This window comes from Promicromonospora sp. MS192 (assembly GCF_049532985.1).
Taxonomy (GTDB): Bacteria; Actinomycetota; Actinomycetes; order Actinomycetales; family Cellulomonadaceae; genus Promicromonospora.
The window spans coordinates 810,645-825,243 of sequence record NZ_CP186693.1 but is presented as its reverse complement, the minus strand read 5'-3'; the positions used below and the strand labels follow the sequence as shown (position 1 = coordinate 825,243).

The 14,599-nt window shown below is 73.0% G+C and carries 13 protein-coding genes; all 13 read right to left on the bottom strand.

What is annotated here, in order from left to right; translation table 11 throughout:
* Positions 1 to 25 precede the first annotated feature (25 nt).
* Positions 26 to 394, bottom strand: a complete 369-nt coding sequence (locus ACO229_RS03720) for a DUF2200 domain-containing protein (RefSeq protein WP_397418677.1) — start codon at positions 392 to 394, stop codon at positions 26 to 28.
* A gap of 68 nt (positions 395 to 462) precedes the next feature.
* Positions 463 to 1,500, bottom strand: a complete 1,038-nt coding sequence (locus tag ACO229_RS03715) for a hypothetical protein (RefSeq protein WP_423463803.1) — start codon at positions 1,498 to 1,500, stop codon at positions 463 to 465.
* Positions 1,501 to 1,655: 155 nt separating this feature from the next.
* Positions 1,656 to 6,026 carry an FtsK/SpoIIIE domain-containing protein gene (locus ACO229_RS03710; RefSeq protein WP_423463802.1) on the bottom strand — a complete coding sequence of 1,457 codons (4,371 nt, stop codon included), beginning with the start codon at positions 6,024 to 6,026 and terminating at the stop codon, positions 1,656 to 1,658.
* Between the two features lies 1 nt (position 6,027).
* The gene (locus ACO229_RS03705) at positions 6,028 to 7,695 is read right to left on the bottom strand and encodes a LysM peptidoglycan-binding domain-containing protein (protein WP_423463801.1); all 1,668 of its coding nucleotides are present in this window, start codon (positions 7,693 to 7,695) and stop codon (positions 6,028 to 6,030) included.
* 67 nt (positions 7,696 to 7,762) lie between these two features.
* A complete protein-coding gene (locus ACO229_RS03700; protein WP_423463800.1) occupies positions 7,763 to 8,476 on the bottom strand; it encodes a hypothetical protein in 714 nt (237 codons plus the stop codon).
* Entirely contained in the window at positions 8,473 to 9,147 is a 675-nt protein-coding gene (locus tag ACO229_RS03695) for a hypothetical protein (protein WP_423463799.1), read from the bottom strand. The genes ACO229_RS03700 and ACO229_RS03695 overlap by 4 nt, the downstream gene beginning before the upstream one ends.
* Before the next feature lie 4 nt (positions 9,148 to 9,151).
* On the bottom strand, positions 9,152 to 10,552 hold the full coding sequence (locus tag ACO229_RS03690; RefSeq protein ID WP_423463798.1) for an NfeD family protein: 1,401 nt from the start codon (positions 10,550 to 10,552) through the stop codon (positions 9,152 to 9,154).
* Between the two features lie 59 nt (positions 10,553 to 10,611).
* Positions 10,612 to 10,890: a hypothetical protein gene (locus tag ACO229_RS03685; protein WP_397418663.1), complete on the bottom strand. Its 279-nt coding sequence runs from the start codon at positions 10,888 to 10,890 to the stop codon at positions 10,612 to 10,614.
* Positions 10,891 to 10,896: 6 nt separating this feature from the next.
* Positions 10,897 to 11,193, bottom strand: a complete 297-nt coding sequence (locus ACO229_RS03680) for a WXG100 family type VII secretion target (protein ID WP_119144031.1) — start codon at positions 11,191 to 11,193, stop codon at positions 10,897 to 10,899.
* Positions 11,194 to 11,292: 99 nt separating this feature from the next.
* Positions 11,293 to 11,841 carry a hypothetical protein gene (locus tag ACO229_RS03675; RefSeq protein ID WP_423463796.1) on the bottom strand — a complete coding sequence of 183 codons (549 nt, stop codon included), beginning with the start codon at positions 11,839 to 11,841 and terminating at the stop codon, positions 11,293 to 11,295.
* Positions 11,838 to 12,524: a hypothetical protein gene (locus ACO229_RS03670; protein WP_397432029.1), complete on the bottom strand. Its 687-nt coding sequence runs from the start codon at positions 12,522 to 12,524 to the stop codon at positions 11,838 to 11,840. The genes ACO229_RS03675 and ACO229_RS03670 overlap by 4 nt, the downstream gene beginning before the upstream one ends.
* Positions 12,521 to 13,189, bottom strand: a complete 669-nt coding sequence (locus tag ACO229_RS03665) for a hypothetical protein (protein WP_423463795.1) — start codon at positions 13,187 to 13,189, stop codon at positions 12,521 to 12,523. Before ACO229_RS03665 ends, ACO229_RS03670 begins: the two co-directional genes overlap by 4 nt.
* Positions 13,189 to 14,598 carry a putative T7SS-secreted protein gene (locus tag ACO229_RS03660; protein ID WP_423463794.1) on the bottom strand — a complete coding sequence of 470 codons (1,410 nt, stop codon included), beginning with the start codon at positions 14,596 to 14,598 and terminating at the stop codon, positions 13,189 to 13,191. The genes ACO229_RS03665 and ACO229_RS03660 overlap by 1 nt, the downstream gene beginning before the upstream one ends.
* Position 14,599 lies beyond the last annotated feature (1 nt).

Here is a 14,599-nt window from a genome sequence, read left to right as displayed (position 1 = left end):
GCTCCGTGCGACCGGTCGGGGCCGGTCAGCCCGCCACCCGGTCGCTCCCCCGCAGGATCGACGTCATCTTCTTGCCGCGCGCGACCTCGTCGACCAGCTTGTCCATGTACCGGATCTGCTGCATCAACGGGTCCTCGATCTCCTCGACCCGGTACCCGCAGATCACACCCTTGATCAGGGCCGCGTTCGGGTTCATCGCGGGCGCCTCGGCGAAGAACGTCTCCAGGTCGACCCCGGTGTCGATCGCGGTGCGCAGCCCGGCGTCGTCGTACCCCGTGAGCCAGGTGATGACCTGGTCCAGCTCCTCCCGGCCACGGCCCTTCCGCTCCACCTTCTCCACGTAGAGCGGGTAGATGCTGGCGAAGCTCATGCTGAAGATCCGGTGTCGCGCCATGCCTCGACCATAACCGAGCCCACTGACAGCGGGCCTCGAGAAGCCTGATTGCGCCAGGCCCGCGGGCGTCAGCGGTCACGCGCCCGCCGCCGACGACGCCGGGCCTCGGCGGCCTGGTCCTCGGCCGCATCGAGCTCGTCGTCGACGACGGCCAGCTCCGCGCGAGCCTCGTCGGCGGCGGCCCGTGCCTCGTCGAGCGACCGCCGTGCCGCGTCGCGCTCGGCGCCGAGCCGTTCGAGCTCCAGGTCGAGCCGCCGCACCTCCTCCTGCTCGCGCTCGACCGCCGTGTCCGCGGCGTGCAGCCGGTCCCGCACGCCGTCGCGGCGGTCCTCCAGCCGGTCCACCCGGGCGGCACTCTCCGCCACGGCTCGTTCGGCCTCGGCGAGATCCGCGGCGCCGTCCGCGTCCGTCTCGCCTGTGCCTGTCTCGTCCGCGCCTGTCTCACCACCGCCCGTCTCGCCATCACCCGGCCCAGCATGAACCGCACCGCCATCACCCGGCCCGGCATGAACCGCACCGCCATCACCTGACCCAACACCACCCGGCCCGCCGTCAGCAGACCCCCCGCCACCCTGCCGCAGCGCGACCAGGTCGGCGTCCTCGCCCTGCTCGTCCACGATCCCGAACCCGACGTGCTGCAGCGCCCGCGAGAGGCGGCCGGCCCGGACCGCCGCGGCGGCGTCGGGATCCATCACGGCCGCCGTCAGGGTCTCGGTGAGCCGGTCGAGCACGGCCGCCGAGACCGCCCGCCCGCGGACCTCGCCCGCCTCGCGCACCGCGCGGACCAGCGCCTCGGTCCGCTCGCGCCGCAAGTGGTCCAGTGCCCGGATCCGTCCGCGGTCCCGGTCCGCCGTCGCCGCCCGCAGCTCGTCGCCGAGAGACGTGAGCGCCGCGACCTCCTCCGGCCTGTCCCGGACGACCTGGTTGACCACCCACGCGGCGACCGACGGCTTGGGCAGGCGCTTGATCCGCTCGGCGCCCAGGCGGTCGCCCGCGTCAGCCGCCAGGCGGACGGCCGCGGCACGCCCCGCGACGAAGTCGTCGAGCGGGCTCGTGTAGAGCCGCTCGACGGCGGCGTCGAGGTCCGTCGGGTCCTGCGCGGGCACGCTCCTACCGTGGCACGCCGCCCGCACCCCGCGCGACCGCCACGCCACCAGGCACCAGGCACCAGGCACCAGGCACCAAACAGCAGCCAACATCGCCAAAGCACGAAGCGGCCGCCGGTCCCCCACGGACCGCCGGCCGCCTCGCCCGCGACCCCCTACAGCGTCGGTACCAGCAACGTCATCAGCTCCCCGGACCCGAGGTGCACCAGCGCCTTGCCAGGGCTCACCTGCGATACCACGGCCGACCGGGGCAGGCTCGCCCCGACGAGGTCGCCGTCGAACCGGTCCGCCGGGCTGAGCAGGGCACCGCGCCGGTTCTTCTTGGCGTCGACCTGCCAGCCGGAGAACCCGCCGGCCACCTCGGAGGCGTCGCCACCGATGACGAGCCCGCGCTGGTTGTCGCTCGCCGTGCGCAGGTAGGCCCGCAGCCAGGACTTGGCGGGGGCGTCGGCCACGAGCTCGGCGTCGTCCACGACGAGCACCACCGGGGTGCCGTCGGGGTCCAGGTGCGGTGCGAGCGCCTCCTCGGTCACCTCGTCCGGGTCCGTGATCAGGGCCCGCACACCCGGCTGGCCCGCGAGGTCGCGCAGCGCGCTCGCCCGCGGGGCGACCAGCACGAGCTCCGTACCCCCGCGCAGCATGGACCGGGCCATCACGGCGAGCATCGTGGACCGGCCCGAGCGGGCGGGTCCGGCCACGATGAACGTGGGCGCGTCGCCCGCGAGGTCCATGCCGTACGCCGTGAGGTCGTCGCCGCCCACGCCCAGCATCGCCCACAGCGGCTTGGCGGCCTCGGGCCCGGCGTAGGCGTACGCGGCCTCGGCGGTGATGGTCGAGGGCAGGTCGTCGACCCGGAACGGGCCGGTGCCCGGCACCACGTCCTCGCGCTCCCGGATCGCGGCGGCCAGCGTGCGGGCGGCCGCGGTCTGGGCCCGCCCGGCGGGGTCCTCGCCGAGGATCGCCACCTGCACCTCGCGCCCGGAACCGGACCGGAAGGCCCGCCCGGCGGGCACCTCGTCCGGCACGTTCTTGTGCGCGATCCCGGCCATCCCGTAGTCGAACTTGTCGGTGAGCCGCAGCACCACCGCGTCGTCGGTGAGCACGCCCATCCGGCTCGACAGCAAGGAGCGGTCGCCCGCGAGCAGCAGGTGGATGCCCGCGCTCGCGCCGTCGCGCAGCAGCTCCTGGACGGCGTCCACCAGGGCGCCGCCGTCGACCTCGCCGTAGGTGGACACGAAGCTCTCCCACCGGTCGATCAGCAGCATGATCCGCGGCAGCCGCTCGCCGGCCGGCGCCAGCTCGCGCTGCTCGGTGACGCTGGCGTAGTTGCCGTCGCCCAGCACCTTCTGCCGGCGACCCAGCTCGGCCGTGAGGCGGGTGAGCAGGCGCGTGGCCCGCTCCTCCTGCCCGCGCTGCACGACGGCGCCCGTGTGCGGCAGCTCGTCCAGCACCGCGAGCGCCCCGTTGCCGCAGTCGATCCCGTACAGGTGCAGGTCGGCCACGGACATCCGCTCGGCGGCGGCGAACGCCGTCGTGCGCAGGGCCGTGGACCGGCCGGTGCCGGGGGCGCCCACGACGTACCGGTGCGTGAACTCGTCCAGGTCGATGACGGCGGGGCCCTGCCGCTGCGCGGCCGGGTCGTCCTCCACCGCCCACGCGAAGGCCGAGGGGGATGCGGGCTGTGCCACGGTGTCCAGCGACAGCAGCTCGGACAGCGCGGGCAGCCAGGGGCGGCGGGGCTGCGGCAGCTCGCCGAGCACGGCGGCCTCCCGCAGCGCGTCCACGACGGCGGACAGGTCGGTCTGGACGTTCTCCGTCCGGGCCGCCTTGGGCCGCCGGGGCGCGGGTGCCCCGAGGTCGCCGAGGCCGATCCGGGCGATGTACGGCGGTTCGACCTCTGCGGCCTGCCGCGTCGACAGCCGTCGTCCGCCCACCCGGGCGGACTGGAAGGGCAGCAGCGACGCCGCCCCGAGGCGGGCGTAGGCCCGGCCGGGCTGCGACTTGGCGATCTGCGCGGCCTCCGGGGAGTCGATGACGTCGGAGGACTCCCCGGCGTCGGTCATCCGCAGGGCGACGCGCAGGTTGGTGTTCGCGCGGATCTCGGGCGAGATCACGCCGGACGGCCGCTGCGTGGCCAGGATCAGGTGGATGCCGAGCGAGCGCCCGCGCTGGGCGATGTTGACCAGGCCGGTGACGAAGTCGGGCAGCTCGCGCGCCATCGAGGCGAACTCGTCGATGACGATGAGCAGGCGCGGCAGCGTCTGCCCCACGTGGCCGCGCCGCTGGGCGTCGAGGTAGTCCTCCAGGTCCTTGGCGCCGATCTCCGCGAGCACGTGCTCGCGGTAGGTCAGCTCGGCGCGCAGGGAGGCCAGGGCCCGTTCCACGAGGTGGGTGTCGAGGTCGGTGACCATGCCGACGGTGTGGGGCAGCAGCTCGCACTGGCTGAACGCGGCACCGCCCTTGTAGTCCACGAGCACGAAGTTCATGGTCTGCGGCGTGTTCACCACGGCCAGCGACGCCACGACCGTCTGGAGGAACTCCGACTTGCCGGAACCGGTGGTGCCCGCGACCAGCGCGTGCGGCCCGTCCCGGACCAGGTCGAGGTGGAACGGCCCGTCCAGCGAGACGCCGACGACGGCGTCCGTGGAGCCCGATCCTGCCTTCCAGCGCTGCAGCGCCGTGTGCCCGTCCAGGTCCTCGATGCCGAGCACCTCCACGAGGCGCGCCGAGTCCGGGATGAGCCCCGAGCCCTCGGTCGCGGTGACGTCGCGCGTGGCGGCGACGGCGCGGGCCACGGGCTCGTACCAGGAGTCCTCGACCTCGTCGACGGTGATCCGGCGGACGTCGTCGGCGTCGTGCCGGCGCAGCAGCATGCCACCCTCGGCGCGGGCCAGGGCGACGACCGAGCACTCCTCGGGCAGGAGCTGCTCGTCGCCGTCGAGGCAGACCACGCTGACGCCCACGCCGGGCCCGTCGCGCAGGATGGTGACGACGCCGGGCAGGGCGCGCAGCCGGCGGGCGCCGTCGAGCACCACGACCACCTGGGGGCCGCCCACGGTGGTGCCGTGGGCCTTCTCCATGGCCGCCCGGCGCTCGGTGATCAGGGCGTTCACCTCGGCGACGCGCGCGGCGAGCGTCTCGGTGGTGGTACCGATCATGGCCACGGCGTCCTGTCCGAACGAGGGCCGCACGTGCGGCAGCCAGGCCGCCCAGGCCCACTCGGCCACGTGCTCGGTCGCGGTCAGCACGTACACCTGCACGTCGCGGGGGCTCTGCAGCACGCCGAGCTGGCCCACCATCCAGCGGGCCCGGCGCCGCGGCCAGTCCCCCGGACCCGCGAGGCCGACGACGCCCGCCTCCCGCAGCGGCACCGTCACCGGGACCGACCGCATGGTGGCCCGCGTCTTGCGCCGGTGCTCGGGCTCGGCGCTGTCCTCGACCTCGACCTGGCTGGTCATGTCCGCCAGGCCGAGCCGCACGGCCAGGTGGTCGGGGTCGGTCGAGCGGCGCTCCCAGAGGCGGCGCGTCGGCGTGGTCGCGATGAGCCGCAGCTCCGCGGCGCCCGGGCTGGAGACCCGGTACCGGTGCTGCTCGCGCCGCACGGCGTCGAGCACCTCGGCCTCCAGGGCCGCGCGCTCCTCCTGGTGCTTCTTGAACTGCTCGCGGTGGGTGACCTTCCCGTTGCGCTTGGAGGTCCACCAGCTGCCCAGGTACATCAGGGGCGAGGCCAGCGCGAACAGCAGGTAGGCCGGGTTGCGGAAGACGAGCGCCGAGACCACGCTCAGCACCGCCGGCATGGCCATGGCCAGCCAGGGCAGCGGGTTGCGCGACGGCGGCAACGGCTCGGCGGGCAGCCGGAAGCGGGTCGCCGGCATGGGCGGCAGGAGCCGCGGCGGCCGGTTGTAGTCGAGCGTGCCGGGCTCCTTGCCGGGCCGCAGGTCGGCGTCCGACCGGGTCGCGGCCTGCACGGTGAGCACCGTGCGGCCCACCCGCACCTGGGTGCCGGCCGGCCAGGCCTCCTCCTGCTCGCCGAGGGGCTCCTCCGACCGGTCCAGCTCGACGGTCTGGCCCGCCGACCGGGGGTCGGGCACGCGCCGCACGCGGACCGTGCCGTCCATCCCCACCGCCACGGCCAGGACCGGCAGGGTGCCGTCACGCCGTCCGTCCACGTGGATCCCGCCCTCGCGGTCCACCTGCACCACCGACTCGCCGACGCCGAGCCGCACCACGGCTCCCGCGCCGACACCGCCGGTGACGCACAGGTCCACGGGGCCGGCCGGTGCAGGCGCGGCGTCCGCGCCGCCGAACGTCACGACCGCACCGTCCCGCAGCGGCGTGCCGCCCACCAGGCGCTCGGCCTCGGTGCCGCCCACGGGGCGGCCGTCGACGTGCAGGACGCCGCCCCGCGGGGCGCCCACCTCCGCGCCCAGCCGGGCGGCGAGCTCGGCCGTCTCGGTGGCCTCGTCCACGTCGAGGGCGAGCAGCGCCTCGCGCTCCCCGTGCCGCGCTGTGATCAGGGCATGCATGTCACTCCCCCGCCCGGCGCACCGACGTCGCGTCGTTGTACCGCACCTCGGGCAGGAACCCGCTGCGCAGCCAGCCGGCGTCGTCGGCGGTGAAGCGCCACTTCGCGGTGGGGACGGCGCCGAGGACGATCACGACCCAGCTGAACCGCGGGTTGGCGAACCGCGCCGCCAGCATGTCGACCTGGGCTACGGACGGCGCCTGCGACAGCACCAGCACGCCGCCCGCCTCCGACTCCAGCTCGGGCACGAGCTGCTCCACGGTGTTCAGGTGCTCCGCGAGCTCGGCCTGCGGCAGCCCGTTGCCGACCATGACCACGCGCGGGTCGTCCGACCACGGGTTGCCCGTGAACTCGCCCAGCCAGCGGCGCAGCACCTCGTGGCGGGCCCGCGTGGGGCCGTCCAGGCTGATGAGGCCGCGGGCCTGGCCGAAGTCCACCAGCACGCGGCCGGTGTCGGCCACGCCCACGGTGACCAGGCGGGAGAACCGCGAGGTCGGATCGGTCGACGCCGGGTCCGCCTGCAGCCGGCCCAGGGGCGCCGACCAGCTCGCGCCGTCCTCGTTCGCGACCCACGGCGCCGGCGCGGGCGTGGCGGGGTTGGACAGCCGCACCCGCAGGGCGGAGCCCTCGATGAACACCGCGGCGATGCCCGGCACGGGCAGGCCGTCCCGCTCGCACGCGGCCACCAGCACGCGCAGCGCCCGGTCCACCATCCAGGCCGACGACGTGTCCGTGCGCAGCAGGCTGTCGTCGAACGGCTCGCCGCCCTTCGTGCGACGGCGCAGCAGCACGTACGCGACGAGGGAACCCACCAGCAGCACCACCACGGCCGCGACACCCACGACGATCGGCACGATGTCGGCCGACCCGCCGGTGGTCTCGTCCGCCGACGGCGTGGTCACCGGGCTCGACGCAGGCGCCGACTCCTGGCCCGCGACGGGCAGCGGGCCGTGCTGCAGCCCCTCACCCTCGGCGTCCTCGGGCATCTGGAGCACCCAGCCCACCTCGACGACGTCCTCGGTGGTCATCTTCTGACCGTCGGGCTGCTCGCGCCCCTTGTTCAGCTCGAAGATCTCCCGGTAGCGCTCGCCGTCGCCCAGCAGCTTCTCGGCGATGCCGTAGAGGAACTCCGGCTCGCCCTCCGGCGTCGTCGCCACGATGTAGTACGGCACCTCCGGCGCCGCCGGCTGCTCGCCGGCCGCCGGCTCGGACGCGCCGCCCGCCGGCTCGCCCGGCTCGGACACCCCGGCGGGCAGCGGGCCGGTCTCGATGCCCTCGCCCTTGGCGTCGGCGGGCATCTCCAGCACCCAGCCGGGCACCAGGATCTCGGGCTTGGTGACCTTGTTGCCGTCGGGCTGGGTGCGGCCCTCGTTCAGCTCGAAGATCTCCATGTAGCGGTTGCCGTCGCCCAGGAACCGCTCGGCCAGCTCGAACAGGAACTCCGGCGTGCCGTCCGGGGAGGTCTGGACGACGTAGTACTTGACGTCCTCGTCCCCGGCAGCGCGGACCGGGTGCGCGGCGACCGGTGCGGCGGCAGCCGGCCGGGCGACGACGGAGGCGGGAACGGTCGGCGCGGCGGTCAGGCCCGCCGCGGGTGTGACGGCCGCCGCGGCGGCCAGGGACAGGGCCGCCGCGGCGAGCGCGGCGGCGGTGCGGTGGACCAGGTGCACTGTTGCTCCGTCTTCAGATGTGGTGCTGCGTCGATGGGTTCGTCGGGCAGGTCGTTCGTGGTCGCGCTCAGGCGGAGCCGGGCACCACGCGCTCAGGGATCCCCTGGAGGTCGGCACCGGGCCCCGCCCAGCGGAAGGTCGTCATCACGGCGTCGAAGAACAGGACCAGGGCCTCGGCGAGCATCTGGGAGCTGTGGTTGTTCCACACCGTCGAGAACGACAGGAGCAGCCACTCGCCGGCCTCCTCGTCGCGGGACACCGCGTAGACCACCTGCCGGGTGGACAGCTCCGGCCAGGTGTCGTCGCGCCGTGCCCGGTGCCGGGTGTGCACCACGCGGACGCCAGGGCGCCCGTCGAGCTCGACCAGGTCGCTGTCCTCGTAGTCGTCGCCGAGCACGGCGGCCACCACCTGCAGCGGGTCGCTGCCGGCCTCGCCCACCCACTCCACCTCCGCGATGGAGGCGGGAACCTGCACGCCCTCCATGGGCTCGGTCGGCAGGTAGACGGCCCCCGTGCCGGCGTCGCGCGCCTCGCTGAGGTTCTTGTACAGCTCGTCGCGCAGCATGCGGCGGAACGGCTCGACCTTGTCACGCGGCATCGAGTCCGGCAGCGCCCGCAGGACGACCTCCTCGATCGCGCGGTCCAGCTCGCGCTCCCGGCCCTCGCCCGTCGGGAACCGCGCCCACCCGGGCGGGAGCAGCATCAGCCAGGCGTCGGTCGGCTTGCCGGCCGCCCGCGTGGTGGGCTCGGCGGGCTGGTCGTCGGTCTGGTCGGCAGTCACAGCTCGCTCCGGTTGATCCGCACGGCGGCCAGCAGCTCGTCGAGCGCCTCGCTCACCGTGTCGACGATGAAGAGGTCCTGGGTGCGCCACAGGACCACGGTGTCCACCACCGCGTCGGGGTGCTCGGTGCGCCGGCCCAGGCCGATGCTCAGCCACGCGCTCCCGTCAGCCGGGTCGATGTCGAGCCGGGTCACCCGCACGCCGTCGCCGTCGGGCAGGTCCAGGTACTCGACGTGCGGCGCGTCGAACGGGGCCCCGCCCCGGGCACCCACCGCCTCCAGCAGGGTGTCGTCCGGGGCGTCGGGCTCGCCGAGCGCCACGCTGACCAGGACCGGGACCGGGCCGTGGTCCTGCAGCCCGAGGAGCGCGACGACCCGCGTCCCGGCCGGCACCTCGTCGGCGTAGGTGAGCAGGTTCTCGACGGAGTCGACGACCTGCCGGTGCAGCTCGGCTCGCTCCTCGTCCGAGACTCCGTCCTCCGGCGCCTCGGCCTCGGCGATCCGCGCCTCGACCGCTGCCCGGACCACCTCGACCACCCCGTCCCGCCAGGCCGCGACGGCCTCGGCGGGCTCCGACCGCGTGGTGGGCACCGCCGTCCACCACTCGGGTGCCTCGACGGTCCACGACCACGTCCGCCCGTCGGCCGTCCCTGCGCTCGCTGTCATGCTCATGCGGCTACTCCAAGCCCTTCGGACCGTGGTACGGGCTCGTCATGTGCTCTTCCTCGAACGGCACGGTCCCGTCGAAGTTCTCGCGGGCGTCGTCGCCGAACGACGACGCCGGCACGCCGGTGCTCCACGCGCCGGAGACGAAGCCGACGAACCACATGCCCGAACCCAGGGCGTAGATCCGCTTGGGGATCACCGTGTGGATCATCGGCAGCCCGAGGTTGTCGATGGCCGCGCTGATCTCCTTGAACTTCTTGGTGCCGCCCAGGCCGATGGCGGCGGAGAACTCCCACACCTTCCAGGCCGCCGGGTTGATCTTCAGGGCGTTGTCCAGGCCCTTGACGCTGTTCAGCGCCTCGGCGATCTTGATGCTGTTCGCCTTCGCGGCGTCGTCGACCATGCCCGTGGTGATCCGGAACGGCTTGACGCTGAGCTGCCCCAGCTTGGTCAGCAGCGACCCCTGCTTCGTGAGCTCGCCGATCTGGCCGATCTTCGTGACCTTGGCGGCGTTCGCGACGCTCTTCAGCCCCGTGGTCGCCTTCTCGATCAGCTTCGAGGCCCACTTGCCGCCGAAGGCGGTCAGCACGCCGAGGGCGCCCCAGACCACGCCCATCCAGCTCTCCTCGCCGGTGGCGGCCAGCACCACGGACCCGCCCAGCGCGACGAGGCCCACGACGAGCGCCGCCGTCCCGAGCCATTGCAGTCCTGGGATGATCATCGCCACGATGGCCAGGGCCATGCCGATCCAGCCGAGCACCTCCACGAGCCCCTTGAGGAACTTCATGAACCCGTGGTAGGCCGCCTCCTGCCACGAGTGGTGGAGGTCGTCGGTCTTCCAGTTCTCCTTGATCTTGGTCACGGCGGCCTCCGCCGCCGCGTCCAGCGCCGCCATGGCCTTGGCCGCCTTGGTCCGCGCGGCCTCGAGATCGCCCTCGGCCTCGGCGATCTTGTTCGCCCGGTCGCGCGACGCCTGGCGGTCGTCGTCGGTCAGGGGCGGGTCGTCGTCCGACCGGCTCTCGTTCTCCGGGTCGGGCAGGCCTTCGGCGCCCTTCTTGTCCCCGGCGGCCGCCTCGGCGGCGGCCAGGGCCTTCGCCGTCTCCGAGCGCGCCGTCTGCAGCTCCGGCTGGTACGTCTTGAGCGCCGCGTGGACGTCGTCGTACCGGGCCCCCGCCTTGCCGAGGTTCTCGTGGGTCTTCCCGGCACGCTCGCGGATGGCGTCGGCGGACTCACCCTTGAGCAGGTTCTCGTCCCCCTCGCCGATCTTCTTGAGGAGCGCCGCCTGCGCGGTCATCGCGTCGGCGATGTTCTTGTAGTGCCTGATCAGACCCGTCAGCTCCGACCCGTCGGCCGGAACGGGGTCGGAGTCGTAGCCGAGCAGGTCCCACTGACCCGCGCGGGCGGCGCTCATCCAGTCTCCTTCGGTGATGCACGTTCGGTGCGGGGCGTCGGGTTCTCGCCGGACGAGCCCTAGGACTTCAGCGAGCCCTCCAGGTCGGTCTCGACGCTGTCCCAGGCCTCGGCGGACTGCTCCATCTTTTCCTGGAGGTCCTTGACGTTCTCCTGGAGCTTCTCGCGCTTGACCCACCAGTCGTCGATGAAGTCGTCCATGGCGCCGGCGACCTTCTTGTGGCCGAAGATGTCGCCGCCGTCCCACTTCTCGCTCATGTGCTCGAGCTCGTGGAGGACACCCTTGAGCTGCTCGGCGCCCTCGTTGATGACCTCCTTGGTGACGATGACGTCAGCCACGGCGGACTACTTGTTGAGCGCGTTGGCGAGCTCTTCGTCCGTCTTGCGCAGCGCGTCGGCAGCCTGCTTCAGGTAGTCACCGATACCCGTCAGACCCTCCATCACCTGCTTGCCACCCTTGTCCAGCTCCTTGTAGGACTCGTCGAACGCCTTCGACGACTTGTCCGTGACGTAGCCGTCCTGCACCAGCGAGTCCACCATCGACCGCAGCTGGTTCAGCTTCGACTGCATGTCATCCGACTCCTGCTTCATCCGCTGCGCAGCGTCTTCCATCTCCTGGAAGGTCACCTTGATGTTCGCCATGGCCCGGTCCTCTCGCGTTGCCTCGTGGAAACTCGTCGAAAAACAGGGTGATAGTACACGAATCGGATGGGTGAAACTGGATCGTAGATCACACTCGCTTCAGGACGATCCGGGCACCCTCCGCTGCGGGAGGTGCCGCGGCTGCGCACCGTGCCCGACCCACGAGAACGTGCCCATGGCCGCGTCGAAGAACGCCACGAGCGCGTCGGACAGGGCCTTGGCGGGTGTGCTGTCCCAGGCGGTGCTGAGCGTGAGCGCCAGCCACGCGCCGTCGGCGTCGTCCCGCGAGACCACGTAGGTGACCTGGTGCGCCACCACGGCCCGGCCGGACGGCTGCCGCACCGAGCGGTCGCTCGTCAGCCGCACGCCCGGTCGCCCACCGAGCTCCACCGGCTCGCACCCCGCGTACCCGTGGGACAGGATCAGCGCACCGACCTCCTCGGCACTGCGCCCGCCGACGCCGTCCAGCTCCACCTCCGTGATCGACACCGGGACACCGCTGCCCGCCTCGCGCGTCGCGGGGCGGTACACCGCGAGCGCACCCGCCTCGCCGGGGAACCGTTCCCAGCCGGCGGGCAGCACGAAGGCCCAGCGGTCCGTGGAGCCGCCGACTGCCGGGACCGACCCTGTGCCCGTCGTGCCGGTCACGAGGGGTCTCCGGCGTCTTCCGCCACGGGGAGGTCCAGCGGGTTCGCGCCGGGCCCGGCCCAGCGGAAGGTCGTCATCACGGCGTCGAAGAAGAACACCAGGGCCTCGGCGAGCCGTTCGGACTCCTCGCTGTTCCAGACCGTGCTGAACGAGAGCACGAGCCACTCGCCGTCGGTCTCGTCCCGCGACACGACGTACACGACCTGCCGGGTCGAGATCGGCGGGAGGTCGTCGCCCTGGTCCGTCTCCGGGGTCGTGTCCAGGAGGCGGACGCCCGGACGTCCGTCGACCTCGACGAGCTCGCTCTCCTCGTAGCCCTCGACGAGCACCTCCGCGGCCACCGCGAGCGGGTCGGCTCCCGCGTCACTGACCAGCTCCACCTCCGTCAGGGACGCGGGGATCATCACCCCGTTCATCGGCTCGGTGGGCAGGTACACCGCCCCGGCACCCGCGGTGCGGGCGTCGGTGAGCGAGTCCCGCAGGCCGTCGGCCAGGAGACGGCGGTACGGCTCCGCCGAGTCGCGCGGCAGGTCGTCGGGCACCGCGCTCGCCACCACGGCGTCGATCGCCTCGTCCAGCTCGCGGACGAACTCGTCGCCGGTCGGGAACCGCACCCAGCCCGGCGGGAGCAGCAGGGCCCAGGCATCGGTCGGCTTGCCGGCGGCCACGTTCGTGTCGGTCATGGTGTGCTCCTGGTGACGCGCACGGCGGGCAGCAGCTCGTCGAGCAGCTTGGTCATGGCCGGCGCCCGCAGCAGGTCGGGGGACCGCCACTGGAGCACGGTGTCGACCACGGCGTCGGGGTGCTCGGTGCGCCGTCCGAGGCAGACGCTCATCCACGCACCGCCCGTCGCGGCGTCGAGGTCCAGCCGCGTGACGCGCATGCCGTCGCCGTCCGGAAGGTCGAGGTGCTCGATCGTGGGCGGCGCGACAGGGTGACCGCCGGTGGAGCCGAGCGCTGTCATCAGGTCATCACCTGCGTCGCCGGGTGGTTCCACGCCGACCGTGACGAGCACCGGCACGGGGGTCACGTCCGGCACGCGGAGGGTGGCGACCACGCGCGCACCCGAGCCGACCACGCCGTCGGCGAAGGCACGCAGGTTCGCCACGGACCGCGCCGCCACCTCGGCGTAGAGCTGGTGCAGCGCCTCGCCCTCCCCTGTGCCCGGCCCTGCGTCCGGCCCTGTGCCCCGTCCCGTGCCCGGCTCGTCGTCGAGGTCCGCGTGGATCATCGCCGCCACCTCTCGCTCCCACCGGGCGAGCTCGTCGGGCGGCAGCATGCCGGCGGCGGGCACCAGCAACCAGCCCTCGGGCTGCTCGACCTGCCAGGTCCATCCGTCCGTGGCCATCAGACCGGGTTCTCCCCGGTCAGCCCGGCGTAGTTGGCGTCGTGCCAGCCGTCGTTGTTCTTGCGCGGGTCGTCGGGGTTGAGGATCGAGGGGTTCATCATGCTGAACGGACGGCCGAACCAGCTGATGCCGTAGGAGATCGGGCCGAGATACATCCAGGGCTTGATCTGGAACATCGGGCCGAGCAGACCGATGTTGCCCGCGATCTTGCGGACGTCCCTGATGTCGCTGATGCCGATCAGCCGGTCCCAGCGGTAGTCGCCCTTGGGCCACGCCTTCGTCAGCCGGCTCCAGTCCTCCTTGAGCACCCACTTCGGCTTGGTGAACATGTGCCACCAACCCGGGCTCACCGACGTCTTGTCGAGGAAGGCCCTGAGGTTCTTCGCCTCCAGAACGAGCTTGGACAGCTTGTCGCTGACGATCCTGCTGGCCACCGGCCGGCCGGTCACGTGACGCAGGAGGCTGAGGTTCTTCGCGATGTCCGCCTCGATCCTGGTCAGCTTCGACGCTCCTCCCACGCCCAGCCCGATGCCCTGGACACCCTTGAGGCTGCTCGCCATCTTCGCCGCGACCCCGATCCCCACCAGGCTCAGCACCCCGAGGATGACCCCGAGCCAGCTGCCCTCGCCCTGGGCCGCCAGGACGAGGCTCGCGAGCGTGGAGACGACGGCGGTCGCGACGCCGAGGAACGCGATCACGTTCAGCCCGGGCACCAGGATCGCGAGCACCGCGAGCGCCAGCCCGATGTACGTCAGCACCTCGACCAGCGCCTTGAGCACCTTGTTGAGCCCGTGCACGAACGCGTCCCAGCCCGAGGTGTGCAGGCCGTCGACCTTCCAGTTCTCCCTGATCTTGGTGGCCGCGGCCTCGGCGGCGGCCCGGAGGGCCGCGAGGGCGTCGGAGACCTTCTTCTTCGCCGCGTCGAGCTTCCCGTTGGCGCTGTCGATCGCCCCCGCGCGGTCCGCCGAGTCCTTCTTCTCGTCGTCCGTCAGTGGCTTGGCGCCCTCGGGCCGGTCGGCGTTCACGGGGTCCGGCATGCCCTCGGCGACCTGCAGGCTCTTGCTGGCGTTCTCCGCCGCGGTCACGCCCTCCCAGGTACGGGTCCGGGCGGTCTCCAGCGCCGGCCGGTAGGTGTCGAGCGCGCTGTACACGTCGGCGTACCGTTCGCCGGCCTTGCCGAGGGCGTCGGCGCTCTCGCGGGCGCGCTTGCGGAACGCGTCCGCGGACTTGCCCTTGAGGAGCCGGACGTCGCCGTCACCGATCCGCTTGAGCAGCGCGGACTGCTCGGTCATCGCCTCGGAGATCTTCCGGTAGTGGTCGATGATCCCGTCCAGCGTGGTGGGGCTGGCCGGGACCGGGTCCGAGTCGTGACCGACCAGGTTCCATTCCGCGAGGCGAGCGGCGCTCATC